The following is a 25,310-nucleotide window of genomic DNA, read 5'->3' on the forward strand; positions in this document are numbered from 1 at the left end:
CGCTGCCGATCGACAGCGTGCCGGGCCTGGCCCTGACCGCCGAATACCGCTTCATGGGCACCATCGGCCACGACATCAACGGCCGCGCCAATGGCGTGGTGCAGTATGGCGGCCAGCGCCTGGCGGACCGCACCGCCTACACGCTGGAAGCCGACAACCTGAACCACTCCATCATGTTCGGCGTGCGCTACAACTTCGGCCGCACCGGCACCGCGCCGGTCCCGGCCGCCGTGGCCCCGGCCCCGGCGCGCACCTTCCTGGTGTTCTTCGACTGGAACCGCGCCGACCTGACCGCGCGCGCGCGCCAGATCATCGCGGAAGCCGCGCAGGCCCGTACCCGCCAGGCGGTGACGCGCATCGAAGTGACGGGTCACACCGACACCTCGGGCTCGGCGCAGTACAACCAGGGCCTGTCGGTCCGCCGCGCCAACGCGGTCGCCGCCGAGCTGGTGCGCCTGGGCGTGCCGCGCGGCGAGATCACCGCCCGCGGCGTCGGCGAGAGCCAGCTGCTGGTCCCGACCCCGGACAACACCCGCGAGCCGCAGAACCGCCGCGTGGAGATCGTGCTCCGCTAATCGCGGGACACATCACCGGACATCACGGGAAGGGGCGCCGCAGGGCGCCCCTTTCTGCGTTCAGGGGGACGGCCGGCCCCTGGCTGAGCGGCACAGCTTCCCGCGGCGCATTGCAGCGCGGCGCGCCTGGCCTTGCCTTCCGCATTGCAGCACAAGGCTTCGTCCTGCACACTTTCCCAACGCCCCACCCCATATTCGAATCGCCATGCCCCCCGCCGCTCCGCTCCGCCGCCTGACACTCGCCGCCGCTGCCCTTGGCCTGTTCGCCGCGGCCGGCCCGGCGGCCGCGCAATTCGCCACCGGGCCCTACATCGCCGGCGGCTTCGGCTGGAACCTCGCGCCCGACACCGACCTCAACCTCGACCAGGCGGCCGCGCTGGGGCTCGGGCGCGCCGGCTATGGCAGCGGCGGGTCGGTGGGCTTCACGCCGGGCGTCGCTGGCGTGCTCAGCCTGGGCTGGGGCTTCGGCAACGGGCTGCGACTCGAACTCGAAGGCAATTACCGCAGCAACGAGGTCGACAGCGTCTCCGGCGCCGCCGGCTGGGCCAGCATGGGCGGCCCCTCCGGCCGGCAGGAAAGCTGGGGCGTGATGGGCAATGCCCTGCTCGACCTCGGCGTCTTCGGCCCCGTGGTGCCCTATGTCGGCATCGGCGCCGGCTATGTCGTGACCGACTGGGCCGGCGTGCGCGGCCTCGGGCAGAACGGCGCGCTGCGCATGCGCGTGGACGACAGCGACGGCCGCTTCGCCTACCAGGGCATCGCCGGCCTGGCCTTCCCGGTGGGCTTCGCGCCGGGGCTGTCGGTCACCGCCGAATACCGCTTCCTCGGCACGCTCCAGCCGCGCCTGCAGGCACGCTTCGACAACCCGCTGACCGGCGCCACCGTGGCATCGGGCGCGGCCGAACCCGATGTCTACAACCATTCCCTGATGCTGGGCTTCCGCTACACGCTCGGGCGCGGCGCCACGCCGCCCGCCCCGGCGCCCGCCGCGGTGCCGCAGGCCAGCCGCACCTTCCTGGTCTTCTTCGACTGGAACCGCGCCGACCTGACCGAGCGCGCCCGCCAGATCATCACCGAGGCCGTGCAGCACGCCCGCAGCCAGCGCAGCACGCGGATCGAGGTCGCCGGCCACGCCGACCGGTCGGGCACCGTGCAGTACAACCAGGCGCTGTCGCGCCGCCGCGCCGAGACGGTGGCGGCCGAACTCATCCGCCGCGGCATCGCGCGGGAGGACATTGCCATCACCGCCCTGGGCGAGACGCAGCCGCTGGTGCCGACCGCCGACGACGTGCGCGAACCGCAGAACCGGCGGGTGGAAATCCTGGTGCGCTGATGGCCGGCGGCCGTCGGCCGCCGGCCATCCGCTTGTTTTTTCGCCCTCAGACGGCGGGCGCCGGCCATCCGGCCGGCTGGCCTTCGCGCCACGCACTGGCGCGCCGGCGGCGGCGCGCAGGCCGGGCGCGCTCGCGCGCTGCGCTCCCGGATCGCGCCTCCGCGCAAACCGAGGTGGTGGCGTGAGCCTCGGACGGCGGGCGCAACGCAAAAGGGGCGGCGCCTGCGCGCCGCCCCTTCGAGATCGATCTCCTGCCGGTCAGCGACGGGGCGTGGATGTCGTCCGCGTGGCCGTGCGGGCCGCGGGGCGCGCTGCCGCCGCCGGCGTCGCGCCGCAATCATCGCCATAGGTCTGCGGGATGTTGCGCTCGGCCGCCAGCGCGGCCAGCTGCGGCGCCGGCGTGGCGAGCACGCGCTGGAACAGCGGGTCGGCGTCGCGGCAGAAGAACGACCCGCCGCGGATCGCATCCTCGGAATGCTCGTTCGCCATGGTGGTGTTGTAGCTGTCGAGGCGGGTGCGCCCCGCGCCGCCGAAGGCGCGCGTGAAATGCGCCTGCGCGGCGCGGTCGGCCGTGGTCAGGTCACCGCCGAAGCGGCGGATGAACTGGTTGTAGGGCTCGCTCTTCTGGCACTGCAGCGCGGTCACCATCAGGTAGGACCGCAGGGCGCGCAGCTCGAACACGTTGCGCTCCTCCGGCCGCAGGCAGGTATTCGCGAGCGCGGGTGCGGCGATGGCCACGCCGCAGAGCGCGGCGACGACGGTGCGGATCTTGTTCATGGGCGCCAGGCGCTCCCTTGCGGATGGGTGGGGCGCGCACCGCCCCCCGAATCGCCGGGGCGCGGTACACGACTCCTGGCTTCGCTGATACCCCGCAACCGGATACGGGGGAAACCCCAAAATGTCGTTACAATCGGCAAGCGGTCCAAGGCCTTGCGGGGTGCCGTGAAGACGCCCCCGCAAGGTCAGGCCGCGCGCGCCGTGCTGCAGCGCCGCCGCAGCTTCCCCACGCGCGCCAGCCCCGCCAGCCGGCGGTCCAGGAAGTCCAGCGTCGGGCCGATATCCTCGGATTCGTCACGCAGCCAGAAGGCCAGCGTTGCGCCATAGACCGCGCCCAGGCTGGCCCGCCGCGTGTACCAGGAGAAATCGGCCGAGCTGTCCCCCGCCGCATGCCACATGGCATTCGCCGTGCGCGCCACCGTGCGCAAGGCCGACCCCACATTCCACGGCAGCGACTGCACCGCCAGCGCCTGGCGCACCGCCTCCCGGTGCGGTCCCGCCTGGCGCAGCCGCGTCGCGATCAGCGCGCGGATGCGGTCGGGGGTTCGCAATTCCGACAGATCCCCCGCGGCCTCCGCCATCTCGCGGTCGGCCAGGTCGAGCCACGCCTCGATGGCGCCGACCGGGCCGCGCGGGAACAGGAAGGTTGCCTCCTCCTCGGGCAGCCCGGCATCGCGCAGCGCGGCGGCGATGCCCCGCGCGGTCCAGCCGGCCTGCGGCACCAGCGGCAGCAGCGCGCGGATCACCGCATCGCGGCTGGCGCGGTCGGCCTCGTTCAGCTCGGTCATGTCGCCTCCTTGGCCGCGCGCGCCTGCTCGGCGGCGCGGGCGAGTTCCTCGGTGAAGCCGAATTGCGACAGGTCCTCCATCCGCATCGGATAGAGCACGCCGTCCAGGTGGTCCGTCTCGTGCTGCATGACGCGCGCCACCAGCCCCGCCGCCTCCCCGTCCACCGGCTGCCCGGCGATATCCAGGCCGCGGAAGCGGATGCGCGCCGGCCGGCGCACCGCGCCGCGCAGGCCGGGGATCGACAGGCAGCCCTCGAAGGCGGCCTCGGTCTCCTCGCCGACCGGCTCCAGCACGGGGTTGATCAGCGCCGAGACACCCCCCGCCCCGGTCCGCCACACGAACAGCCGCAGCCCCACATGGACCTGCGGCGCCGCCAGCCCGATTCCCCCGGCATCCTCCATGGTGGCCGCCATGTCGGCGACCAGGCGGCGGATCTCGGGGTCGGTCGGGTCCGCGACCGCGGCGGCGCGCTCCAGCAGGATGGGGTGGCCCATGCGGGCGATCTTCAGGATGGCCATGGCGGTCCCGGCGCTGGTGGAAGGGTGGCGCCGCCTTCAATATAGGGCGTCGCGCCGCTGCGGGAGGGCTTCCGGCGCGGCGCGAATCCATGCTAAGGCTCCGCCCGATCGCGCGGACCGGGTGACCGGCCGTGCCATTTCGCCTTCGCCTATCCCACATCCAACGCGCAGGAGGTTGCGCCGCGTGCAAGTCGTCGTTCGTGACAACAATGTCGATCAGGCCCTGAAGGCCCTCAAGAAGAAGCTCCAGCGTGAGGGCGTCTTCCGCGAGATGAAGCTTCGCCGCCACTACGAGAAGCCCAGCGAGCGCCGCGCGCGCGAGGCCGCCGAGGCCGTCCGCCGCGCCCGCAAGGTCGAGCGCAAGCGCCTGGAGCGCGAAGGCTTCTGATCCGCCCGGCCCCTGCGCCGGAACTCTCCGCGCGCAGGATCGGCGTGGCAGATGCCCGCCAGGCCGGACGCCATTCCCCTTCGCGTCCGCGCGAAGCACGGCGCCAGATCGGCGCAAGACAGATGGCCGTGGCACGGGACACCGTGATCCGCGGCTTTTTGTTGTGCGCGGTCCTGGCCGCGCCTGCCCTCGCGCAATCGCCGCTCGAACCCTGGCTGGTGCAATCCGCCTGCCTCGATGCCGCCGGGCGCATGGTGCCGGGGCGCCTGCCGATTGACGCCGGCTGCGCGCGCCGCGTGGCGCAGCAGCAGGCCGACCCGATGCCCTATCGCCGCCACGACTGGCCGGCGGTCGAACACGCGGCCGCCCAGCCGCAGGGCTACCAGGCCTCGGACGCCGTGCTGGGCACGCTGATGGGCCGCCCCGCCGCCATCCACACCTTCGATTTCGGCGCCGGCGAGGGTCGCCGCTTCGGCGCCTTCGACAGCGGCCGCGGCGATGGCGGCCAGGTCGTGCCCCTCACCCCCGGCCCCGCCTATATCGCCATGACCGAGGATGGCGGCGGCGGCGTGCAGTGGTTCCTGTCGCCTGACTGCCGGCAGGGCGGCCTCGGCTGGCAGGGCTGGCTGGTGGCCGCGCCGCAGCCCGGGGCCGGCTGGAGCGAACGCGTGGTGCGCCTGCGCATCGCCCCCACGGCCGCCGCCTGCCCGACCCGCTTCGACGACAGCCTGACGCGCTGGCGCCGCACGCCGCTCGACCTGCCCTGGCGCGATGCCGCGACCGGCCGGCAGGGCAGCGCGCGCGTCGATGCCATCGTCTCGGAACATTATGGCGGCGGCGCCATCGCCACCGCCGACCACCTGGAACGCTTCGTGCTGGCGCGCGACCTCGGCATGGTGCGCTGGGAGCGGTGGGAGAACACCGCGCGGTCGCGCCGGCCGAACCTGGCGCGCGACGCCGCCACCTTCGCGCGCCAGCAGCGCTGCCCGCCGCTCGCGCTCAGCGAGGCGCCGGATGCCGGCTGGCTGATGACCGATTGCCGCACCTGGACCAATTTCGTGCGCGCCGCGCCCGGCCGCCCGCTGCGCGCCATGGCCTGGCCGCCGCCCGCGCTGCGCTGAACCGCGTCAGGACCCGCTGGCCGCCGGCGGCTGGGGCGGCGCCGCGGCCGGCTCGACCGGCGCGCCGCCCAGCCAATCGGCCTGGTGCGACAGCAGCAGCCGGCGCCCCGCCTCCATGCCCTGCGAGGCCTCCAGCGCGAAGCGTTCGGCATCGCGCCGGCGCTGCGTCGCGATCACCTCCTCCGCCTCGGCATCGGCGGTGCCCATGCGGATCAGCGCCGATCGCCCGATCGCCAGCGCGGATTCGAAGGTCTCGCGCACCACCTCGTCCGCGCCGGCGGCCAGCAGGCGCATCGCGTGCTCGCGGTCGAAGGCGCGCGCCAGCACGGGAATGCCGCGGAACTCCGCCTTCAGCAGGTGGATGATCCGCAGCGCGGCGTCGCGGTCGTCGACGCAGCACAGGATGACCTGGGCCCGCCCCGCCCCCGCCGCATGCAGGATATCGAGCCGCGTGCCGTCCCCGTAATGCACCTTGAAGCCATAGGCGTTGGCTTCGCGCACCATCTCGGGGTCGGTGTCGATGACCGAGATGCTGCACTGGCGCGTCAGCATCGACGACCCCGCGATCTGCCCGAACCGCCCGAAGCCGATGATCAGCACGCTCGCCTCGTTGCCGTCCGGCGCCTCGACGCCATCGAGCGAGGGTGCGGCGGGCGGCATCATCCGGTCGTGCAGGATGACCATCGCCGGCGTCAGCACCATCGACACGATGACGGTCGCGGTCAGCACCGCATTGGTCGGCTGGTCGATGATGCCCACCGCCGCCGCGGCGGCATACAGCACGAAGGCGAATTCGCCGCCCTGCGCCATCAGCACCGCGCGTTCCAGCGCCTCCCGGTGGTGGGCCCGCGCCGCACGCGCGACCGCATAGATCGCGCCCGCCTTCACCACCATGCAGGCCACCACCCCGCCCGCCACCAGCGCCCAGTTCGCCCCGATGATCGCGAGGTCGAGCGACATGCCCACGGCCAGGAAGAACAGCCCCAGCAGCAGCCCGCGGAACGGCTCCACATCGGCTTCGAGCTGGTGGCGGAAGGCGCTCTCGGACAGCAGCACGCCGGCCAGGAAGGCGCCCATCGCCATCGACAGCCCGCCCAGTTGCATGGCCAGTGCCGATCCCAGCACCACCAGCAGCGCGGCGGCCGTCATCACCTCCCGCGCGCGGGCCTCGGCCAGCAGGCGGCACATCGGGTTCAGCAGGTACAGCCCGGCCGCGACCAGGGCGGCGATCGACGCCAGGCCCAGGCCCACCGCCTGCCAGCGATCGAGCGCGCTGGTCTCCCCCGCCCCGGGTGCGAGGAACGCCACCAGCGCCAGCAGCGGCACGATCGCCAGGTCCTCGAGCAGCAGCACCGCGATGATGCGCTGCCCGGCCTTCGTGCCGACCATGCGCCGTTCCTCGAGCATCTGCATCACGATCGCGGTCGAGGTCAGCACGAAGCCCGTGCCCGCCACGAAGGCCACCACCGGCGGATAGCCCGCCAGCCACGCGACCCCGCCCAGCAGCGCCATGCACAGGCCCACCTGCGCGACACCCAGGCCGAAGATCTGCTGGCGCATGGCCCATAGGCGCGAGGGCTCCATCTCCAGCCCGATGATGAACAGGAACATCACCACGCCAAGTTCCGCGACATGCAGGATCGACTGCGCGTCCGTGAACAGCCCGACGCCGAAGGGACCGATGACCAGCCCCGCCACCAGGTAGCCCAGCACGGAGCCGAGCCCGAGCCGCTTGAACAGCGGCACCGCCACCACCGCGGCCCCCAGCAGCGCCACCACGCTGACCAGGTCAGGCCCGTGCGATTCCGCGCTCATGCGATGCGGCCCTTCGGCGACGCTGGCCTGCTCATGGAACTTCCCCGGCGATGATCGCGCTCATGCTGGCGTGCGGCGCCGGCGCAGGCAACGCCGCGCTGCGCGGCGCGTGACACGGCTCTCGTGACACGGCTCTACAGCACGTCCAGCGCCTGGTCGGGCGGCGGCAGATCCAGCGCGTCGAACAGCGCGCGCGGCGTCCGGGCGGCACGCAGCGCGGCCAGGGCGGCGGCCGGGTCGGTCCAGGCTTCGGCGGCGTGCAGGCCGGCGACCAGCCGGTCGCGCAGCGCATCGACATCCCATGCCACCGGCGCCGAGAGATCCACCGCGACGCGCCAGCCATTGGTCAGCCAGCTCAGCAGCCGGCGCGGTGCGGAAGCGCCCCAGGGGCCCAGCACGCGCACCGCGTCGAAGCGCCGCAGCGTGCCGTCGGCATCGAACAGCCAGGCCTCGCGATAGGCCTCGGCGAGCTCCCGGCGCGAGGCCTGCGCCTGGGTCAGGGCCACGGTGCTCATCGGCAGCACCGCGCCAGGCAGGATCAGCAGGACGGTGCGCGGCGCGGTCGTCTCCACCGCGCCGCTGCCGCCGCTACCGCTGCAGCGCCTGCACGATTTCCTGCGTGACCTTCTTCGCATCCCCGAACAGCATCATCGTGTTCGGGCGGAAGAACAGCTCGTTGTCCACGCCGGCGTAGCCCGATGCCATGCCGCGCTTGATGAAGAAGACCGTCTTGGCCTTCTCCACGTCCAGGATCGGCATGCCGTAGATGGCCGACGACTTGTCGGTCTTGGCGGCAGGGTTGGTCACATCGTTCGCCCCGATCACGAAGGCCACGTCGGCATCGGCGAATTCGGGGTTGATCTCCTCGAGCTCGTGCACCTCGTCATAGGGCACGTTCGCCTCGGCCAGCAGCACGTTCATGTGCCCGGGCATGCGGCCGGCCACCGGATGGATGGCGTAGGAAATCTCCACGCCCTCCTTCTTCAGCAGGTCGGCCATTTCGCGCAGCACCTGCTGCGCCTGCGCCACCGCCATGCCGTAGCCCGGCACCACGATGATCTTCTGCGCGTTCTTCATCATGTAGGCGGCGTCTTCCGGCGAACCCGCCTTCACCGGCGGCCGGTCGGCATTGTCGCCGCCCGGCCCCGCCACGCCGCCATCGGACCCGAACCCGCCCAGCAGCACGTTGATGATGCTGCGGTTCATCCCCTTGCACATGATGTAGGACAGGATGGCACCCGAGGCACCGACCAGCGCGCCCGTCACGATCAGCAGCAGGTTGCCGATGGTGAAGCCGATGCCCGCCGCCGCCCAGCCCGAATAGCTGTTCAGCATGGACACAACCACCGGCATGTCCGCCCCGCCGATCGGGATGATCAGCAGGAAGCCCAGCGCGAAGGACAGCAGCGCGATCGCCCAGAACAGGATGCCCCAGCCGGTGATCACGAACAGCAGCACCAGCAGCGCCAGCACGCCGCCCAGGATGGCGTTCAGCTTGTGCTGGTTCTCGAAGGTGATCGGCGCGCCCGACATGCGCCCATCCAGCTTCAGGAACGCGATGACCGAGCCCGAGAAGGTGATGGCGCCGATCGCGAGCCCCAGCGACATCTCGATCAGCGACACCGCCTTGATGTTGCCGCGGATGCCGATGCCGAAGCTCTCCGGCGAATAGAAGGCCGCCGCGGCGACGAACACCGCCGCCATGCCGACCAGGCTGTGGAAGGCCGCCACCAGCTGCGGCAGCGACGTCATCTGGATGCGCTGCGCCAGCACCGTGCCGGCGGTGCCGCCGATGGCCAGGCCGGCCACGATCAGCATGAAGCCGCCGAAGTCGATGCCGCCCTTGAAGATGGTCGCGAAGATCGCGATCCCCATCCCGATCATGCCATACAGGTTGCCCTTCTGGCTGGTCTCGGGGTGGCTCAGGCCGCGCAGGGCCAGGATGAACAGGACCGATGCCGCAAGGTAGGCAATGGTCGAGAGCGTCGTGCCCATGGCGTCAGCTCCCCTTCTTCTTGAACATCGCGAGCATGCGTCGCGTCACCATGAAGCCGCCGAAGATGTTCACCGCGGCCAGCGTCACGCCCAGGAAGCCGAAGGTGCGCGCCACGCCGCTTTCCGCGTGCCCAGCAGCCAGGATGGCACCCACCACGATCACCGAGGAGATCGCATTGGTCACGCCCATCAGCGGCGAATGCAGCGCGGGCGTGACGTTCCACACCACGTGGTAGCCCACGAAGCAGGCCAGCAGGAAAATGGTCAGCAGGTACAGGAAGGGCGAGATCGCCTCGGCCGCCGGCGCCGCGGCTTCCGCCATGCGGCGCGCGGTATCGGCCAGGGCCGCGGCGCGTTCGGCGATGGTCTGCGCCTCGTTCGCGATCTGGGTCGGGTTCATCTGGCTCAGCCCCCCTGCGCCTGCATCAGCGGATGGACCACGGCGCCGCCGCGGGTCAGCGTGACGCCCTTCACGATGTCGTCGTCCTCGGGCAGCTTCGGCGCGCGCGCTTCCTTGTCCCAGAAGGTGGTCAGGAAGGTCAGCAGGTTGCGCGCATACAGCGCGGACGCCGCCGCCGGCAAACGCCCGGGCCAGTTGGTGAAGCCCAGGATCTTCACGCCATTGGCCGTCACGAACAGCTCGCCCGGCTTGGTCAGCGCGCAGTTGCCGCCGGCATCGGCGGCGATGTCCACGATCACGCTGCCCGGCTTCATCGATTCGACCATGGCGGCGGTGACCAGCGTGGGCGCGCGGCGCCCCTGCACCAGCGCGGTGCAGACGACCACGTCCTGCTTGGCGATATGCGCGGCCACGACTTCGGCCTGCTTGGCGTAGAATTCCGCGCTCAACTGCTTCGCGTAGCCGCCGGCCGTCTGCGCCGCCTTGCTCTCCTCGTCCTCGTAGCCGACGAAGGACGCACCCAGCGACTTGATCTCTTCCTTCGCCGCCGGCCGCACGTCGGTGGCGGAGACGCGCCCGCCGAGCCGCCGCGCCGTCGCGATGGCCTGCAGCCCCGCGACACCCGCGCCCATGATGAAGGCATTCGCGGCGGGCACCGTGCCGGCCGCCGTCATCATCATCGGGAAGCCGCGGTCATACGCACCCGCGCCCTCGATCACCGCGCGATAGCCCGCCAGGTTGGCCTGGGAGGACAGCACGTCCATCGACTGCGCGCGAGTGATGCGCGGCAGCAATTCCATGGAGCACGCATCCACGCCCGCCGCCGCATAGGCCGCCGCGGCCGCCGCATCGGCGCCCAGCGTGCCGATCAGCAGCGCGCCGCGCGGCAGCGGCGCCTCGGGCGCGCGCACCACCAGCACGATGCCCGCCCCGTCCAGCGCGGCGGCGGCATCGGCGGCGATGGTCGCGCCCGCCTCGGCATAGGCGCTGTCGATGAAGCCGGATGCCAGGCCCGCGCCCGCCTCCACCGCCACATCCAGCCCGAGACCGATGTATTTCTTCACCGTCTCGGGTGTCGCGGCGACGCGGGTTTCCCCGCCGCGCCATTCCTTCAGGACCGCCACACGCATTCGGAGATACCCCCACGCGCCACTATGATGCAGCGCAACTACAAGCGGGACGGCGGGCTGTCCAGCGTCGATCCCGTGGCCGGCGCGGCGCGCCGGCCACGGCGCCAGCACGGGCCCGGGGCCGGGAATTTCAAGACCGGTGGCGAAGACGCAACCGCTTGTCCGGCGCGCGTGGCGCGCCGGACACGGTCAGCCGGGCGGATGCGGATCCGGCAACCCCGCCTCCGCCAGCGCCACGCGCTGCTTCTCCGCCAGCACCTGCACATCGAAGCCCTGGATCAGCTCCTGGAACAGCTCATGCCAGTTCAGCCTGGCGCCGAGCCGCAGGAACACCGACCCCAGCCCGATCGCCGCGCGGTCCATCAGCGGAAACTCCCGCGGCACCCGCACGCCCCCGGTGCGCTTCAGCCCCGCATGCACCTGCTCCGCGATCCGCCGCCCCACCTGCGGGTCGTCATCCAGCTGGATCGGCCGCACCGCGTCGTCCAGCAGCGGCTCGTACAAAAACTTCGCCCAGATATTCAGCACCTCGATCGTCTCGCGAGAGAGGTTCTTGAACCCCCAGATCCGATACGCCTCGGCCGCCTTGTCGAAGTCCCCGTCGCGGATCGCCTCGAACAGCATGATCACGCCGCCGATGAAGGATGGCGGGAAGATCCGCACCACCCCGAAATCGAGCAGGTTGATCCCCCAGCCGCCATTCTCCGGCATGTCCGACCGCACCTGGTAGTTGCCGAGGTGCGGGTCGCCATGGATCACGCCATAGCCGTACAGCGGCACATACCAGGCGCGGAACAGCGCGCGGGCATAGGCGTTGCGCTCCTCCAGCGGCGGGTCCTCGTCGATGCGCGCCTGGATGGCGCGGCCATCGAGCCAGGTCATGGTCAGCAGCCGCCGCGTCGACAGGTCATCGACCGGCGTGGGCACGCGCACGCCCGGCACGCCGGCCAGCATCTTCGCATAGAGCCGCTGCTGCGCCGCCTCGCGCTTGTAGTCGAGCTCCTCGCGCAACCGGTCGGACAGCTCGATGAAGGCCTCCTCGTTCTCCAGCGTGCTGTCCATGCGGCGGAAGACGGCGAGCGCCATCTTCAACTGGCGCAGGTCGGCTTCGACCACGCTCGCCATGTCCGGGTATTGCAGCTTGCACGCCACGCGCGTGCCGTCATGCAGCACGGCGCGATGCACCTGGCCCAGCGACGCCGCCGCAGCGGCCTCGTGCTCGAAGGACGCGAAGCGGGATTCCCAGGCCGGGCCAAGCTCCGTGCCCATGCGCCGCTTCACGAAGGGCCAGCCCATCGGCGGCGCATTCGCCTGCAGCGTCGCCAGTTCCTTGGCGTATTCCGGCGGCAGCGCGTCCGGCACGGTGGACAGGAACTGCGCCACCTTCATCATCGGGCCCTTGAGCCCGCCCAGGATGGCCTTCAGGTCCTCGGCATGCGCCGCCTTGTCGGACTTCATGCCCAGGAAGCGCTGCCCGGCATAGCGCGCGGCGATGCCGCCGACAGCGCCGGAGGTGCGCAGCATCCGCCGCGCCTCCCCGAAGATGGTGCTGCCCTCGCGGTCAGCCATCCGCGCGCTCCAGCTCGTCGTCGCGCGTCGCGCGCGCCAATTCATCGATAAAGCCCGAGATCACATCCAGCCCCTTCATCCAGAAGGCCGGGTCGGCCGCGTTCAGGCCGAAGGGTGCGAGCAGTTCCTGGTGCCGCTTGGTGCCGCCGGCGCGCAGCATGTCCAGGTACTTCGCCTCGAAATCCTGCACCCCGCCCTCGCCGAACACGCCATAGAGCGCATTCACCAGGCAATCCCCGAAGGCATAGGCGTAGACATAGAAGGGCGAGTGCACGAAGTGCGGGATATAGGCCCAGTAAACGCCGTAATCCGGGGTGAAGTCGAAGGCCGGGCCCAGGCTTTCCACCTGCACCTGCATCCACAATTCGGCGATGCGCTCGCTGCTGAGTTCGCCCTTGCGCCGTTCGTCGTGCAGCAGCGTCTCGAAGCGGTAGAAGGCGACCTGGCGGACCACCGTGTTCAGCATGTCCTCGACCTTGCCGGCCAGCATGGCGCGGCGGCGGCGGGGATCAGCCTCGGCATCCAGCACGGCGCGGAAGGTCAGCATCTCGCCGAACACGGACGCGGTTTCCGCCAGGGTCAGCGGCGTCGAGGACATCAGGTAGCCCTGCCCGGCCGCCAGCACCTGGTGCACGCCATGGCCCAGCTCATGCGCCAGCGTCATCACGTCGCGCGGCTTGCCGTGATAGTTCAGCAGCAGGTACGGGTGCGCGCTGGGCACGGTCGGGTGGGCGAAGGCGCCGGACGCCTTGCCCGGCCGAAGTGCGGCGTCGATCCACGGCTTGTCGAAGAAGCGCCGGCCGATCTGCGCCAGTTCCGGGCTGAAGGCGGCGTAGGAATTCAGCACGCGCTCCACCGCCTCGGGCCAGGGCACCAGGCGGTCATCCTCGTCCGGCAGCGGGGCGTTGCGGTCCCAGTGCTGCAGCTTCTCCAGCCCCAGCCACTTCGCCTTCATGCCGTAGTAGCGGTGCGACAGCCGCGGGAAGGACTGGCGGACGGCGCTGACCAGCGCATCCACCACCTCGTCCTCGACCATGTTCGACCGGTTCCGGTAGGACCCCGGGCGCGGGTAGTGGCGCCAGGTATCCTCGATCTCCTTGTCCTTCAGCAGCGTGTTCGTGATCAGCGTGAACAGCCGCGCGCGTTCGCCGAAGGCGGCCGAGACACCTTCGGCCGCCGCCGCCCGCACCGCGCGGTCGCGGTCCGACAGGCGGTTCAGCGCGGCGGAGACGGTCAGTTCCTCGCCCCCCACCGGCACCTTCATGGTGGCGATGGTCTCATCGAACAGCCGCACCCAGGCGGACCGCCCGGCCACTTCCTTCTCATGCAGCAGCTTCTCGGATTCGTCACTCAGCTGGTGCGGGCGGAACACCCGCAGGTCGCGCAGCCAGGGCCGCCAATGCGCCAGCGCCGCCGACCCGCCGACCTTCTTCTCCAGCGCGTGGTCCTCCAGCCGGTTCAACTCCAGCGTGAAGAACAGCAGGTGGGTGGAGATGGTCGTCACCCGCTCCTGGATGGTCTGGTAGAAGCGGCCATTCGCCGCGTCCTGCGCGTCGCCGGAAAACACCAGCCCGGCATAGGACGACACGCGCCCGAGGCCTTCCCACATCGCCTCGTATTCGCCGATCGCCTGCGCCAGCGCGTCGCCGCTCAGTGCCCCCAGCTTGCCCGCCAGCCGCGCCTCATAGGCGCGCGCCTCGCGCTCGATCCGGTCGAGGTCGGCGGCCAGGCGCGGGTCGTCCGGCGCGGCATAGAGGTCGGACAGGTCCCATACCGGCAGCGCGCCAGGCGCGGCTGCGGCATCGAGGGGGGCGCGGAGCGGGGTCGGCAGATGGGTTCTGGTCACGTTGCCCATATAGGCCAATCGAGGGCTTGGCCAAGCGTCGCCGCCACACCACCATGCGACCGGGACGCCGAACTGGGGAGAATCCATGCCGTACACGCCGGGCCGCTGGCCGACCTTGCCGGCCATGATGCTGTCCCGCGCGGCGGAATGGGCCGACCGGCCGCTGTTCCGCCATTGGCATGGCGGCGCCTGGCAGTCGCTGAAATGGGGCGACTTCGCGGTGCAAGTGGCGTCCGTCGCCGCCTTCCTGCGCGCCCGCGGCATCGCAGCGGGCGACCGCGTGCTGCTGGTCAGCGAAAACCGCCCCGAATTCCCGATCGCCGACACCGCCATCATGGCGATCGGCGCGGTGACGGTACCGACCTACACCACCAACCTGGCGGGCGACCACGCGCATATCCTGCGCGATTCCGGCGCGCGCGCGGCCATCGTCTCGACCCGCAGGCTGGCCGAGAAGGTGCTGGAGGGCGCCGCGCTCGCCAATGGCCTGGACCTGCTGGTGTGCTGCGAGGATCCGCCCAGCGCCGCGGGCCTGGCCGGCCACGCCTGGGCCGAGGCCATCGCCACCGCCGGCGACCCCGCCGCGCTGGCCGCCGAGGCCGAGCAGATCAGCCCCGAGGCGATCGCCTGCCTGATCTACACCTCCGGCACCGGCGGCCTGCCCAAGGGGGTCATGCTGCCGCACCGCGCGCTGCTGGCGAACCGCGACGGCGTCGCACCCCTGGCCGAACGGCTCGGCCTGTCGGGCAAGTGCTATTTGTCCTTCCTGCCGCTGTCGCATTCCTACGAGCACACGGTGGGCGGCTTCCTGCTCCCGTCGCTGGGCCTGGAAGTTGTCTACTCGCGCGGCGCCGACCGCCTCTCCCACGAGCTGGCCGAGATCCAGCCCGCCGTCATCACCGCCGTGCCCCGCCTGTTCGAGGTGCTGCGCGGGCGCATCCTGGCGGGGCTGGAGAAGGAAACACCGTTCAAGCGCCGGCTGTTCGACCGCGCGGTGGAACTCGGCTTGCGGCGGATGGACGGCCCGCCGCTCGGGATGCTGGAGCGCATCCAGGATGCCGTGCTCGACAGGCTGGTGCGCGAGAAGACCCGTGCGCGCTTCGGCGGGACGTTGCAGGCGATGGTCTCGGGCGGCGCGCGGCTCGATCCCGACCTGTCGGGCTTCTTCATCGCATTGGGCCTGCCGGTCATCCAGGGCTATGGGCAGACCGAGGCCGGCCCCGTGGTCAGCGTGAACCTGCCCTGGGACAACCACCGCACCACCGTCGGCCCGCCGCTCAAGGGCGTGGCGCTTCGCATCGCCGAGGATGGCGAGGTGCTGGTCCAGGGCGACCTGGTGATGACCGGCTATTGGGCCAATCCCGACGCCACCGCCGCGGCGCTGAAGCCCATCGCGGGCGCGCCCGGGGACTGGCTGCACACCGGCGATGTCGGCGTGCTGGAGGACGGCCGCCTGCGCATCACCGACCGCAAGCGGGACTTCATCAAGACGCTGGGCGGCGACATGGTCAGCCCCGCCAAGATCGAATCCCTACTGATGGCCGAACCCGAAATCCACCAGGCGCTGGTCGCCGGCGAGGGCAAGCCCGCGCTGGTCGCGCTGATCGTCCCCGCCGACGGCATGGCGGAGAAGATCGGCGACGCCGTGCGCCGCGTGAACGGCAAGCTGCCGACCATCGAGCGCGTGCGGCACTTCGCGGCGACCGAGCCCTTCACCATCGAGAACGGGCTGCTGACGCCGACGATGAAGGTGAAGCGAAGGGTTGTGATCGAGGAGCGGCGGGCGGCGATCGAGGCGCTGTCGGGCTGACCCGCGCCGACCACGCGCCCCGGATGGCCGGCAGCCCGCGCGGACTCTTCGCGCCGCCGAAAACGATGGCCCGGCCCGTCAACCCTTCGGAAGCCCGGACGCCTCCAGGATGGCGCCATCGGCCATCACGCCTGGCCGGCGCCACGACGCCGCGCAGGCGCGCCGGGAGACCGCCATGGGGCATCTGGAAACGCTCGCGCTGGCGATCGCCGGCGTCGCGGGCCTCTGGGCCGTCGCCCGCAGGCTGGGCGATGCGCTGGAGCGCCTGGCCGATGCGCTGGATCGCCTCGAAGACGGCGCCGCTTCGGAATCCTCCCGCACCGGACGGCGATAGACCGGCTGCGCCCGTCGGGGCCGGCACCCTGGACGGCGCGCCCCGTCAGCGCGACGCTGCCCACATGCGCCCCCATCCCGACACTGCCTTGCGCGACCTCTGGACCCTTGCCGGCTTGCGGGACATGCCGCCGGTCGGGCTGCACGGCACCGACCCCTGCCAGCCCTCGACCTACGCCATCGGCACAGCGGCACTGGCCTCCATCGGCGCGACCGGCGCCGCAGCGGCGGCCATCCATGCCGCGCGCGGCGGCCCCGCGCAACGCGTCACAATCGACATCGCCCACGCACTCACAGAGTTCCACTCCGAACGCCACATGCACGTCCCCGGCGTCGAGGCGCATGACTGGGACGCCATCGCTGGCCTCTACCGCGCGGGAGACGGGCGCTGGATCCGCCTGCACACCAACCACGAACACCACCGCGACGCGGTGCTGCGCGTGCTGGGCTGCGGCTACGACCGCGCCGAGGTCGCCGCCGCGCTGTCCACCTGGCACGCCGAAGCCGCCGAGACCGCGATCTACGACGCGGGCGGCGTCGCCACCATGACGCGCAGCCTGGCCGAATGGGCCGCCCACCCCGCCGGCATCGCCGCGGCGTCCCTGCCGCCGGTGCTGATCGAACGCATCGGCGACGCCCCGCCCACACCCCTGCCCCCGCTCGGCGCCCGGCCGCTCGAAGGCCTCCGCGTGCTCGACCTCACCAAGGTCATCGCCGGCCCGGTCGCCGGGCGGACGCTCGCGGCGCATGGCGCCGAGGTGCTGCACATCAGCGCCGCCCACCTGCCCGCGCTGCCGGTGCTGGCGATGGACACCGGCCGCGGCAAGCGCACCGCCTTCATCGACCTGCGCGGGCAGGACGGGCGCGCCACGCTGCGCGGCCTGGCCGCCGGTGCCGACGTGTTCCTGCAAGGCTACCGCCCCGGCGCGATCGCGTCGCGCGGCTTCGCGCCGGCCGACCTCGCGGCGCTGAAGCCCGGGATCGTCTGCGTCTCGCTCTCCGCCTGGGGGCATTTTGGTCCTTGGGCAGGAAGGCGTGGCTTCGATTCCCTGGTGCAGAACGCCAACGGCATCAATGACGAGGAACGCATCGCCGCCGGCGAGGACAAGCCCCGGCCGCTGCCCTGCCAGGCGCTGGACCATGCCTCGGGCTACCTGCTGGCGTTGGGCGCGATGGCGGCGTTGCTGCGGCGGGCGGAGGAAGGCGGGTCGTGGCTGGTGCGCGTCTCGCTGGCGGGCACGGGGGAATGGATCAAGCGGCTGGGGCGGGTCGAGGGCGGGTTGGCGGCGCCGGGCATCGGCGACGCGGCGAGGTTCCTGGAAGACAGCGACAGCGGCTTCGGGCGCATGACGGCGGTGCGGCACAGCGCGGGGATGTCGGGGACGCCGGCGCGGTGGGTGCTGCCGGCGGTGGGGTTGGGGAGCGATGCGGCCGAATGGTCGCGCTGAGCCGCCACGCGTCAGTCGCCACGGGCAAGGGCGGCTGCTTCGCCTTCAGTCATGTCCCCTGTAGAGCTTCAGCCGCCCGCCTGGACCGTTGCCCTTCTACGCCTTGAGGCGGGCCAGATTTGCCCTCGCCTTTGCGATGACGTCAGCATCAAACTCAGCCGGAAAATCGAGGATGATCCGTTCGTAAGCGCAGTCCAACCGACCGTGAAGAGCCAGCAGGTCAAGTCCGTCGGACCTGTCGAGCTTCGCAACTGTGCGGCGGACCGCTTCCTTCTCGCCCCAGCGATTGATCATATCATTCGTCCGCGCCGCCCGAATGCGCTTGCCACCATGCTTGTGGCGAAGGAACTCCTCGTAGACCCGTGCCGCTTCGCGAACGCGCTCGATCAGCGTCATGTCTGCAATCGGTTGCCCTATGCGCTCGCGCAGGACGTGGGCATCCAACTCACGGAACCTCTCATCGATCGCCGCGACGATGTCCGAAGCGCCGGCAACGACCATGTTTGCCCGGAACTGCCGTAACCACCCCTTGTCCGTCGACTTCATGATCGAAGCGATCGCTACAGCAGGATGGGTCGGCTTGATCGCCATGGAATCCTCCTCGGGACGTCGCCTCGTGGCTGGACCAAGCGGGCCGCGCTCGACCGGAAGGCGTCAGAGCTCCCCGGTGGCACTGGCGCTGCTTCGGTCGTTCCGAATTCGCGCACTTTCCCCCTCACGCCGCCACCGCACTCCTCCCCAGCACCGCGCCCCCGCGCAACGCCCCCTTCTCCACCGCCCCCCACTGCACCCTGTGCCCTTCCGGCAGCGCCCTGCTCCCCGCCACCGCCAGCCACACGCGCAGCAACACCCGGTGCGCCCCCGCCGCCGCATCATCCGCGTAGGCCGTGCGCCCGTGATACGTCACATGCTGGTTCAGCAACTGGATATCCCCCGGCGTGAACGGCGCCTCCGCGCACAGCTCGTCGGCCAGCGCCGCCAGCATATCCATCGCCTCCACCTGGTCCGCGCGCAACGGCGGCACCCCCGGCTCGGCATGCGCCATCTCGACATAGGTGCGCGAATACTGGCTGGTGAAATCCCCCTCCGGCCCGCGCGCGAACACCGGCATGCGGAACACGCGGTCGCTGTGCTGCGCGCCTTCCTCATCGGCCGGCCGCATCCGCCAGAAATCCTCGTAGAGCACCGCGAGCAAATCCGGCCGACGCCGCGCCATCTCGTCATGGATGGCAACCGTGGACACCACGCGCGAGACACCGCCGGCGATCCCGTTCGACGCGCACAGCAGGCACAGCAGGTCACACTTGTCGGTATGGAAGCGCAGCGGCCCGGTGGACCGCGACCGCGCCCGCGCCGAGGGCACCGGCCCCGCACCCCCGCCCGTCACCGCGATCCCCGCGCCGGTCTCGTCCTTCACCTCGCCGATGAACTCGCCCGTGGTGTTCTGGAACAGCGGCGTGCCGATATTCACGCACAGCCCCCAGAACAGGATGCGCAGGTCCTCGCGCGACAGCCGTTCCACCGGCAGCCCCGACAGGCGCAGCACGCCCGCGCCATCCTCCAGTTCGCGCGTCACCTCCGCCAGCAGCGGCGCCAGCGCCGGGGCGGAAAAATGCTCCCGCGCGATCGCCGGCGGCGCGCGCCCCGCGGCCTTCACGCCCGCGACGGCCGCCTCCAGCGCGGCGATCTCGGCTGCGTCCAGCCGCCGCGGCCAGAAGCCGCGCGCCGCGAGTTCCGCGCTGCCGCGCCAGGCGGAAGCCCCGCCGATCGGTGCCATCGCGTGGTCCATGCTGGCCTTCCCTTCCTCAATTCACGCTGATGCCGCGCTCGCGGATCAGCACCGCCCAGCGCGCTGATTCCGCGGCGATGCGCTCGGCGAAGCCGGCGCGGGTATTGGGCAGCCAGACCAGCCCCTGCTCGGCCAGGAAGCGCTGCATGTCGGGCGTCTGCGCCACCTGCGTATAGACATCGAACAGCCGGTCCAGGATCGGCGCCGGCGTGCGCGCCGGCGCGATCACGGCATACCAGGTCGAGACCTCGATCCCCGGCTGCCCGGCCTCGGCCAGCGTCGGCACATCCGGCAATTGCGGCACGCGCGTGGGCGTGGTGACGGCGAGTGCGCGCACCCGCCCGTCGCGGATGGCGGGCAGGATGGTGGGCAGGGTTTCGAACATCGCCTGCACGTCGCCGCCCAGCAGTGCCAACAGGCTGTCGGTGTTGCCGCGATAGGGCACGTGGACCATGTCGACGCCGTCGCGCTGCCTGAACATCTCGAAGATCAGATGCTGCGCCGTGCCGATGCCGACCGACCCGTAGTTGAGCCGCCCGGGCTGCGCCTTCGCGCGCGCGATCAGCTCGGCCACGGTCGTCGCCGGGAAATCCCCCTTGGTCACCAGCACCAGCGGCGATGCGGCGAACATCGTCACGGGCGCGAGGTCGCGGCCGACGTCGAAGGGCATGTCGCGATAGAGGTTCGGGAAGATGGTCAGCGGCCCGAGGTTGCCCATGCCGATCACATAGCCATCGGGTGCGGCGCGCGCGACCTCCGCCACCCCGATCCGCCCGCCCGCGCCGGGCTTGAAGTCATTGACGATGGTCTGGCCGAGCACGGCGCCGACGCGCTCGTTGAAGGCCCGCGCGATCAGGTCGTTGAGGCCACCGGGTGGCCAGGGGACGACGAAGCGGATGGGGCGGTTGGGCCAGGAGGGCTGGGCCAGAGCGGGTGTGGCAAGGGCGCCGAGCATGGCGGGCAAGGCACGGCGCGGCAGGGTCGGGAATGTCACGCTGGGCATCCTGGGGCTGGGGCCACCCAAGGTTCCGTCGCAGCGCTCGGCGGGTCAACACGCGGCGGTGCCGCGCCGCATCGCCCCTGGCGCGCGGGCCGATGGCGACGCACGCGGCCGGCACGTCATGCCATGGCGCGCTGCGCCGTCTATTCCGGCAACACGCTCGCATCCAGCGCCAGCACCGCCCCCATCCACATCGCGTGATGCAGGTGGTCCGCCTTCTGCCGCCCGGTCTCGGGATGCACCAGCACCGCCAGCCCCTCCCGGTTCAGCGCCAGGAACGGCACCAGCGTGGGGAACAGCGCGGGCGCGAAGGCCACCTGGTACATCGCCTGCGGGTGCGGGCCGACCGGCTTGTCGTGCCACCGGCCGAGCACGGCGTCGGGGAAGGCCTGCGCGATACCCTCGCGCAGCCGCGCCGCGGCGTCGCGCGAGCCCGCGTCGAAATACACATGCGCGTGCCAGCCCGTGATGGCATCGGGCGGCGCGAACATGCTCACATCCCCAGCGCGCGGCGATACAGGTCGAGCAGCGTCTCCTGCTCCTCCACATCCGCGGGTTCCTGCTTGCGGATGCGCAGGATCTGCCGGATCACCTTGACGTCGAAGCCGGCCGACTTCGCTTCCGCCATGATGTCCTTGATGTCGGACGACAGCGCCTTCTTCTCCTCCTCGAGGCGTTCCACGCGCTCGATGATGGACCGCAGCCGGTCGGCCGCGATGCCGCCGACCTCGGTGTCGTCGCTGGTCTTGGCTGCCTGTGACATCGCCCTGCCCGTGGTTTGAAGGGAGGCGGGCTTAGCCTTCGGGGTGCGCGCCATCAAGGCCCTCCTGCTCGGTCCGGCCGCGGTGCCGGCGTGGTTTCAATGGCCGGGATTGGCGGCGGCGAAGGCGGCCTTCTGTTCCGCGGACGCCTCCTTCTGATGGGCCGCCTGCCAGTCCTTGTAGGGCATGCCGTACAGCGCCTCGCGCGCCGCGGGGGTCTCCAGCGTCACGCCGCGGTCGCCGGCCGCCTCCTGGAACCAGCGCGACAGGCAGTTCCGGCAGAAGCCGGCCAGGTTCATCATGTCGATGTTCTGCACGTCGTTCCGCTCGCGCAGGTGCTGCACCAGCTTGCGGAAGGCGGCGGCCTCGATCGCGTCGCGCGTGGCGGGGTCGATCGCGGCGGCGGCGCCGAGGGCGAGGTCGGCTTCCTTCATGGGCGCGGGCATGGGCGTGGTTCCTGCGATGCGTCTGCCCAAGATGCGCCTGCGCGCGGCGCGATCAAGCGGCATGTCCTGTGCAGGCGGGACTGCCGTGCGCGTCGGCGGCCGGCGCACCGCCGGCAGCGCCAGCCCCGCGCGCCTGGCGATGCACAGGCCACCGACGCCCCGCCCCGGAGCGCGCGCGGCCCCCACCGCCGACGCCCCCCCGAGGCACGCAGGCCCCGACGCCGTCGCCCCATCGCCGCGCGCTTGCTGCCGCCGGGGCCTTGAAGCACCCTCCCGCGCGGGAGACCCGCCACAGCATGACCATGACCGACCCGGCCGCCCGCGCCGCCCTTCGCCGCCTGTTCGACGCCGCGGTGGCCGCCGCCGACCCGCGCACGGTGCTGGCCCGCCACCTGCCCGAGCGCCCCGCCGGCCGCGTGCTGGTGCTGGGCGCGGGAAAATCCGCCGCCGTCATGGCCGCCGCGGTCGAGGCCGCCTGGCCCGACGTGCCCCTGCATGGCCTGGTCGTCACCCGCTACGGCCACAACCATCCGACGCGCCACATCGAGGTCGCCGAGGCCGCCCACCCCGTCCCCGACGACCCCGGCGCCGATGCCGCCCGCCGGATGCTGGCGCTGGCGCAGGCCGCCGGCCCCGGCGACCTGGTGCTGTTCCTGGTCTCCGGCGGCGGGTCGTCGCTCACCACCCTGCCCGCCCCGGGCCTGTCCCTGCCCGACCTGATCGCCGTGAACCGCGCGCTGCTCGCCTCGGGCGCCACCATCCACGAGATGAACTGCATCCGCCGCCACCTGTCGGCCTTCTCCGGCGGGCGGCTGGCGGCGGCGGCATACCCGGCGCGGGTGGTGACGCTGGCGATCTCCGACGTGCCGGGCGACGACCCGACGGTCATCGCCTCCGGCCCCACCGTGCCCGACCCCTCGACCTTCGCCGACGCCCGCGCCCTGGTCGCGCATTACCGCATGGCCTTGCCGCCCGCCGTGACCGCGCACCTGGCCGCCGGCGCCGATGAATCCCCCAAGCCCGGCGACCCGCGCCTGCCCGCGCCCGACTACCGCTTCATCGCCACGCCCCTGATGGCGCTGGAGGCCGCCGCCACCCAGGCCCGCGCGCTGGGCCTCACGCCTCTCATCCTGGGCGATGCGCTGGAAGGCGAGGCGCGCGAGCTCGGCACCGCGCTCGCCGGCATCGCGCTGTCGGCCCGCATGCATGGCCACCCCTTGCCCGGCCCCTGCGTGCTGCTCTCCGGCGGCGAGACCACCGTCACCATCCGCGCGCAAAGCCCGGGCCGCGGCGGGCGCAACGGCGAATGCCTGCTCGGCTGCACGCTGGCCCTGGCGGGCGCGCCCGGCATCTGGGCGCTGATGGGCGACACCGACGGGATCGACGGGTCGGACGACAATGCCGGCGCCATCGCCACCCCCGACACCCTCGCCCGCGCCCGCGCCGCCGGCCTCGACCCGCGCGCGCTGCTGGCCGCCCATGACAGCCACCGCGTGTTCGCCACCCTGTCCGACCTGGTCACCACCGGCCCGACCCTGACCAACGTGAACGACTTCCGCGCACTGCTGGTGACTTAAATATCCTAAGATAACTTTGCGAATGCGCGCCCGGGCTTAGGCATGATAAGCCCACGCCATGCGCGACCCCACCCTGGAAGACATCTTCGCCCGCCGCGGCGCCATCACCCGCATTGCCACGGAGCTCGGCATCTCAACCGCCGCCGTCTCGCAATGGAAACGCGTGCCCGATGACCGGGTGATCGACGTCGCCCGCATCCTGGGCCTGGCCCCCACCGCCCTGCGCCCCGACCTGACGGCCCCGCCGCCGCCCAAGCCCGAAGGACTGCCCCGCATGGCCTCGCGCCCCCCGCTGCGCCGCCGCCGCCGCACGAAAATCATCGCAACGCTCGGCCCGGCCTCCGCCACCATCGAGGTGATCGAACGCCTGTATCGCGCCGGCGCCGACGTGTTCCGCATGAACTTCTCCCACGGCTCGCACGAAGACCACGCCGCCCGCATCACCATGATCCGCGAGGTCGAACGCAAGGTCGGCCGCCCCATCGGCATCCTGGCCGACGTGCAGGGCCCGAAGCTGCGCGTCGGCAAGTTCCAGGCCGGGCGCGTGCAACTGCAGACCGGCCAGCCCTTCCGGCTCGACCTCAACCCGTCCCCGGGCGATGTCCGCCGCGTCAACCTGCCCCACCCCGAGATCATCGCCGCCGCGCAGATCGGCACCTCCCTGCTGCTCGACGACGGCAAGCTGCGCCTGCGCGTCACCCGCGTGCGCCCCGACCACCTCGAGACCGAAGTCGTCGTCGGCGGCCCGCTGTCGGACCGCAAGGGCGTCAACGTCCCCGACGTCGCCCTGCCCATCCCGGCCCTGACCGAGAAGGACCGCGCCGACCTCGACTTCGTCCTGCCGCTCGGGATCGAATACATCGGCCTGTCCTTCGTGCAGCGCCCCGAGGACGTGGCCGAGACCCAACGCATCGCCGCCGGCCGCGCCTGGGTGATGGTGAAGATGGAAAAGCCCCAGGCGGTCGAGAACCTCGACGGCATCCTGGCATTGGCCGACTGCGTCATGGTCGCGCGCGGGGACCTCGGCGTGGAACTCCCGCCCGAGGAAGTGCCCCTGGTGCAGAAGCGCATCGTCCGCGCCGCCCGCGCGCTGGGCAAGCCGGTGGTGGTCGCCACCCAGATGCTGGAGAGCATGATCACCGCCCCATCCCCCACCCGCGCCGAGGTGAGCGACGTGGGCACCGCGGTCTTCGACGGTGCGGATTGCGTGATGCTCAGTGCCGAGACGGCGGCCGGCCAATACCCCTATGAAGCGGTCAACATGATGGACCGCATCGTGGCCCGGGTGGAGCAGGACCCGGACTGGCGGCGGCTGACCGATGCCTCCCGCCCCGCGCCCGAGCGCAGCAGCGCGGGGGCCATCAGCACCGCCGCGCGCCAGGTGGCCGAGACGATCGACGCCGAGGTGATCGCGACCTTCTCCCAGACCGGATCAACCACGCTGCGGGTGGCGCGGGAACGGCCGGGCTGCCCGATCCTGGGGCTGACGGCATCGGCTGTGACGGCGCGGCGGATGGCGGTGATCTGGGGGGTGCATCCGCTGGAGGTCTCGGAAATCCACTCGATGACCGAGATGGTGGCGCGCGCGGTGCGCGCTGCGCAGCACGAGGGGTTCGCGAAGACGGGGGATGAGGTGGTGGTGACGGCGGGGGTGCCGTTCGGGACGCCGGGGACGACGAATGCGTTGCGGGTGGCGGTGGTTCGTTAGGGGGGTGGGCAGCAGCAGGGGCGCTGCCCCTGCACCCCGGCAGGAAACTTAGTTTCCTGCACCTTCCTCCTTTGGGCCGCGCATCGGCTTTTCGACGGCGTCAAGTCTGACGGCACGGCCGAGGATTTGCGAGAAGCTAGCCCCCGCACTGTCGGTGCAGCCACAGCACCAAAAGGCTCTATT

Annotated in this window: 25 protein-coding genes; 9 read left to right on the plus strand and 16 right to left on the minus strand. The window is 71.7% G+C overall.

Annotated features, from left to right (window positions below; translation table 11 throughout):
- On the plus strand, nt 1-575 hold a 575-nt coding region (locus tag LQ222_RS15405), incomplete at its 5' end, for an OmpA family protein (RefSeq protein ID WP_230167717.1).
- 205 nt (nt 576-780) lie between these two features.
- A complete protein-coding gene (locus LQ222_RS15410; protein ID WP_230167718.1) occupies nt 781-1,908 on the plus strand; it encodes an OmpA family protein in 1,128 nt (375 codons plus the stop codon).
- 258 nt (nt 1,909-2,166) lie between these two features.
- On the opposite strand, the gene LQ222_RS15415 is transcribed toward LQ222_RS15410, so the two are convergent.
- The 3 genes from LQ222_RS15415 to def all read right to left on the minus strand — a co-directional run bounded on the left by LQ222_RS15415 (nt 2,167) and on the right by def (nt 3,991).
- Nucleotides 2,167-2,685 carry a hypothetical protein gene (locus LQ222_RS15415; protein WP_230167719.1) on the minus strand — a complete coding sequence of 173 codons (519 nt, stop codon included), beginning with the start codon at nt 2,683-2,685 and terminating at the stop codon, nt 2,167-2,169.
- Nucleotides 2,686-2,870: 185 nt separating this feature from the next.
- The gene (locus tag LQ222_RS15420; RefSeq protein WP_230167720.1) at nt 2,871-3,473 is read right to left on the minus strand and encodes a COQ9 family protein; all 603 of its coding nucleotides are present in this window, start codon (nt 3,471-3,473) and stop codon (nt 2,871-2,873) included.
- The gene (gene def, locus LQ222_RS15425; protein ID WP_230167721.1) at nt 3,470-3,991 is read right to left on the minus strand and encodes a peptide deformylase; all 522 of its coding nucleotides are present in this window, start codon (nt 3,989-3,991) and stop codon (nt 3,470-3,472) included. The genes LQ222_RS15420 and def overlap by 4 nt, the downstream gene beginning before the upstream one ends.
- Before the next feature lie 184 nt (nt 3,992-4,175).
- On the opposite strand from def, the gene rpsU reads away from it, so the two are divergent.
- Nucleotides 4,176-4,379 (plus strand): 30S ribosomal protein S21, encoded by a 204-nt coding sequence (gene rpsU, locus LQ222_RS15430; RefSeq protein ID WP_019459559.1) that lies wholly within the window; start codon nt 4,176-4,178, stop codon nt 4,377-4,379.
- Between the two features lie 128 nt (nt 4,380-4,507).
- Nucleotides 4,508-5,500, plus strand: coding sequence for a hypothetical protein (locus tag LQ222_RS15435; protein WP_230167722.1), 993 nt, complete (start codon nt 4,508-4,510; stop codon nt 5,498-5,500).
- Nucleotides 5,501-5,506: 6 nt separating this feature from the next.
- Here LQ222_RS15435 and LQ222_RS15440 read toward each other — a convergent pair whose 3' ends face one another.
- From LQ222_RS15440 to LQ222_RS15470, 7 genes are all read right to left on the minus strand, one after another.
- On the minus strand, nt 5,507-7,315 hold the full coding sequence (locus LQ222_RS15440) for a monovalent cation:proton antiporter-2 (CPA2) family protein (RefSeq protein ID WP_230167723.1): 1,809 nt from the start codon (nt 7,313-7,315) through the stop codon (nt 5,507-5,509).
- Nucleotides 7,316-7,449: 134 nt separating this feature from the next.
- Nucleotides 7,450-7,887, minus strand: a complete 438-nt coding sequence (locus LQ222_RS15445) for a hypothetical protein (protein WP_230167724.1) — start codon at nt 7,885-7,887, stop codon at nt 7,450-7,452.
- Between the two features lie 16 nt (nt 7,888-7,903).
- Complete coding sequence (locus LQ222_RS15450; RefSeq protein WP_230167725.1) at nt 7,904-9,310, minus strand: NAD(P)(+) transhydrogenase (Re/Si-specific) subunit beta; 1,407 nt, start codon at nt 9,308-9,310, stop codon at nt 7,904-7,906.
- A 4-nt stretch (nt 9,311-9,314) separates the two neighbouring features.
- Nucleotides 9,315-9,710: an NAD(P) transhydrogenase subunit alpha gene (locus LQ222_RS15455; RefSeq protein ID WP_230167726.1), complete on the minus strand. Its 396-nt coding sequence runs from the start codon at nt 9,708-9,710 to the stop codon at nt 9,315-9,317.
- Between the two features lie 5 nt (nt 9,711-9,715).
- A complete protein-coding gene (locus tag LQ222_RS15460; protein ID WP_230167727.1) occupies nt 9,716-10,840 on the minus strand; it encodes an NAD(P) transhydrogenase subunit alpha in 1,125 nt (374 codons plus the stop codon).
- A 189-nt stretch (nt 10,841-11,029) separates the two neighbouring features.
- Nucleotides 11,030-12,409: an AarF/ABC1/UbiB kinase family protein gene (locus tag LQ222_RS15465; protein WP_230167728.1), complete on the minus strand. Its 1,380-nt coding sequence runs from the start codon at nt 12,407-12,409 to the stop codon at nt 11,030-11,032.
- The gene (locus LQ222_RS15470) at nt 12,402-14,264 is read right to left on the minus strand and encodes a M3 family oligoendopeptidase (protein WP_374202171.1); all 1,863 of its coding nucleotides are present in this window, start codon (nt 14,262-14,264) and stop codon (nt 12,402-12,404) included. Before LQ222_RS15470 ends, LQ222_RS15465 begins: the two co-directional genes overlap by 8 nt.
- A 76-nt stretch (nt 14,265-14,340) precedes the next feature.
- Between LQ222_RS15470 and LQ222_RS15475 the strand changes: the two genes are divergently transcribed.
- The 3 genes from LQ222_RS15475 to LQ222_RS15485 all read left to right on the plus strand — a co-directional run bounded on the left by LQ222_RS15475 (nt 14,341) and on the right by LQ222_RS15485 (nt 17,846).
- Complete coding sequence (locus LQ222_RS15475) at nt 14,341-16,065, plus strand: long-chain fatty acid--CoA ligase (protein ID WP_230167730.1); 1,725 nt, start codon at nt 14,341-14,343, stop codon at nt 16,063-16,065.
- A gap of 175 nt (nt 16,066-16,240) precedes the next feature.
- A complete protein-coding gene (locus LQ222_RS15480) occupies nt 16,241-16,399 on the plus strand; it encodes a hypothetical protein (RefSeq protein WP_230167731.1) in 159 nt (52 codons plus the stop codon).
- A gap of 64 nt (nt 16,400-16,463) precedes the next feature.
- A complete protein-coding gene (locus tag LQ222_RS15485) occupies nt 16,464-17,846 on the plus strand; it encodes a CoA transferase (RefSeq protein WP_230167732.1) in 1,383 nt (460 codons plus the stop codon).
- A gap of 96 nt (nt 17,847-17,942) precedes the next feature.
- Here the strand turns inward: LQ222_RS15485 and LQ222_RS15490 are convergent, their stop codons facing one another.
- The 6 genes from LQ222_RS15490 to LQ222_RS15515 form a co-directional block, all read right to left on the minus strand.
- Entirely contained in the window at nt 17,943-18,437 is a 495-nt protein-coding gene (locus LQ222_RS15490) for a hypothetical protein (protein WP_230167733.1), read from the minus strand.
- Nucleotides 18,438-18,561: 124 nt separating this feature from the next.
- The gene (locus tag LQ222_RS15495) at nt 18,562-19,635 is read right to left on the minus strand and encodes a TauD/TfdA family dioxygenase (protein WP_230167734.1); all 1,074 of its coding nucleotides are present in this window, start codon (nt 19,633-19,635) and stop codon (nt 18,562-18,564) included.
- A 16-nt stretch (nt 19,636-19,651) separates the two neighbouring features.
- Nucleotides 19,652-20,629 (minus strand): tripartite tricarboxylate transporter substrate binding protein, encoded by a 978-nt coding sequence (locus tag LQ222_RS15500; protein ID WP_230167735.1) that lies wholly within the window; start codon nt 20,627-20,629, stop codon nt 19,652-19,654.
- A 149-nt stretch (nt 20,630-20,778) separates the two neighbouring features.
- Entirely contained in the window at nt 20,779-21,126 is a 348-nt protein-coding gene (locus LQ222_RS15505; protein WP_230167736.1) for a DOPA 4,5-dioxygenase family protein, read from the minus strand.
- A 2-nt stretch (nt 21,127-21,128) separates the two neighbouring features.
- Complete coding sequence (locus LQ222_RS15510; protein ID WP_230167737.1) at nt 21,129-21,398, minus strand: DUF2312 domain-containing protein; 270 nt, start codon at nt 21,396-21,398, stop codon at nt 21,129-21,131.
- Nucleotides 21,399-21,494: 96 nt separating this feature from the next.
- Nucleotides 21,495-21,842 carry a DUF1244 domain-containing protein gene (locus tag LQ222_RS15515; protein ID WP_230167738.1) on the minus strand — a complete coding sequence of 116 codons (348 nt, stop codon included), beginning with the start codon at nt 21,840-21,842 and terminating at the stop codon, nt 21,495-21,497.
- A gap of 296 nt (nt 21,843-22,138) precedes the next feature.
- On the opposite strand from LQ222_RS15515, the gene LQ222_RS15520 reads away from it, so the two are divergent.
- Nucleotides 22,139-23,419 (plus strand): glycerate kinase, encoded by a 1,281-nt coding sequence (locus LQ222_RS15520; RefSeq protein ID WP_230167739.1) that lies wholly within the window; start codon nt 22,139-22,141, stop codon nt 23,417-23,419.
- Between the two features lie 274 nt (nt 23,420-23,693).
- On the plus strand, nt 23,694-25,127 hold the full coding sequence (gene pyk / locus LQ222_RS15525) for a pyruvate kinase (protein ID WP_230167784.1): 1,434 nt from the start codon (nt 23,694-23,696) through the stop codon (nt 25,125-25,127).
- The last annotated feature ends 183 nt before the right edge of the window (nt 25,128-25,310 follow it).

It is taken from the genome of Roseomonas sp. CECT 9278 (assembly GCF_918698155.1).
Classification (GTDB): domain Bacteria; phylum Pseudomonadota; class Alphaproteobacteria; order Acetobacterales; family Acetobacteraceae; genus Neoroseomonas.

Coding starts and splice junctions, on each gene's coding strand:
- LQ222_RS15410 (WP_230167718.1), top strand. CDS start 781: ATGCCCCCCGCCGCTCCGCTCCGCCGCCTGACACTCGCCGCCGCTGCC.
- LQ222_RS15415 (WP_230167719.1), bottom strand. CDS start 2,685: ATGAACAAGATCCGCACCGTCGTCGCCGCGCTCTGCGGCGTGGCCATC.
- LQ222_RS15420 (WP_230167720.1), bottom strand. CDS start 3,473: ATGACCGAGCTGAACGAGGCCGACCGCGCCAGCCGCGATGCGGTGATC.
- def (WP_230167721.1), bottom strand. CDS start 3,991: ATGGCCATCCTGAAGATCGCCCGCATGGGCCACCCCATCCTGCTGGAG.
- LQ222_RS15440 (WP_230167723.1), bottom strand. CDS start 7,315: ATGAGCGCGGAATCGCACGGGCCTGACCTGGTCAGCGTGGTGGCGCTG.
- LQ222_RS15450 (WP_230167725.1), bottom strand. CDS start 9,310: ATGGGCACGACGCTCTCGACCATTGCCTACCTTGCGGCATCGGTCCTG.
- LQ222_RS15455 (WP_230167726.1), bottom strand. CDS start 9,710: ATGAACCCGACCCAGATCGCGAACGAGGCGCAGACCATCGCCGAACGC.
- LQ222_RS15460 (WP_230167727.1), bottom strand. CDS start 10,840: ATGCGTGTGGCGGTCCTGAAGGAATGGCGCGGCGGGGAAACCCGCGTC.
- LQ222_RS15465 (WP_230167728.1), bottom strand. CDS start 12,409: ATGGCTGACCGCGAGGGCAGCACCATCTTCGGGGAGGCGCGGCGGATG.
- LQ222_RS15470 (WP_374202171.1), bottom strand. CDS start 14,264: ATGGGCAACGTGACCAGAACCCATCTGCCGACCCCGCTCCGCGCCCCC.
- LQ222_RS15475 (WP_230167730.1), top strand. CDS start 14,341: ATGCCGTACACGCCGGGCCGCTGGCCGACCTTGCCGGCCATGATGCTG.
- LQ222_RS15480 (WP_230167731.1), top strand. CDS start 16,241: ATGGGGCATCTGGAAACGCTCGCGCTGGCGATCGCCGGCGTCGCGGGC.
- LQ222_RS15485 (WP_230167732.1), top strand. CDS start 16,464: ATGCGCCCCCATCCCGACACTGCCTTGCGCGACCTCTGGACCCTTGCC.
- LQ222_RS15490 (WP_230167733.1), bottom strand. CDS start 18,437: ATGGCGATCAAGCCGACCCATCCTGCTGTAGCGATCGCTTCGATCATG.
- LQ222_RS15495 (WP_230167734.1), bottom strand. CDS start 19,635: ATGGACCACGCGATGGCACCGATCGGCGGGGCTTCCGCCTGGCGCGGC.
- LQ222_RS15505 (WP_230167736.1), bottom strand. CDS start 21,126: ATGTTCGCGCCGCCCGATGCCATCACGGGCTGGCACGCGCATGTGTAT.
- LQ222_RS15510 (WP_230167737.1), bottom strand. CDS start 21,398: ATGTCACAGGCAGCCAAGACCAGCGACGACACCGAGGTCGGCGGCATC.
- LQ222_RS15515 (WP_230167738.1), bottom strand. CDS start 21,842: ATGCCCGCGCCCATGAAGGAAGCCGACCTCGCCCTCGGCGCCGCCGCC.
- LQ222_RS15520 (WP_230167739.1), top strand. CDS start 22,139: ATGACCATGACCGACCCGGCCGCCCGCGCCGCCCTTCGCCGCCTGTTC.
- pyk (WP_230167784.1), top strand. CDS start 23,694: ATGGCCTCGCGCCCCCCGCTGCGCCGCCGCCGCCGCACGAAAATCATC.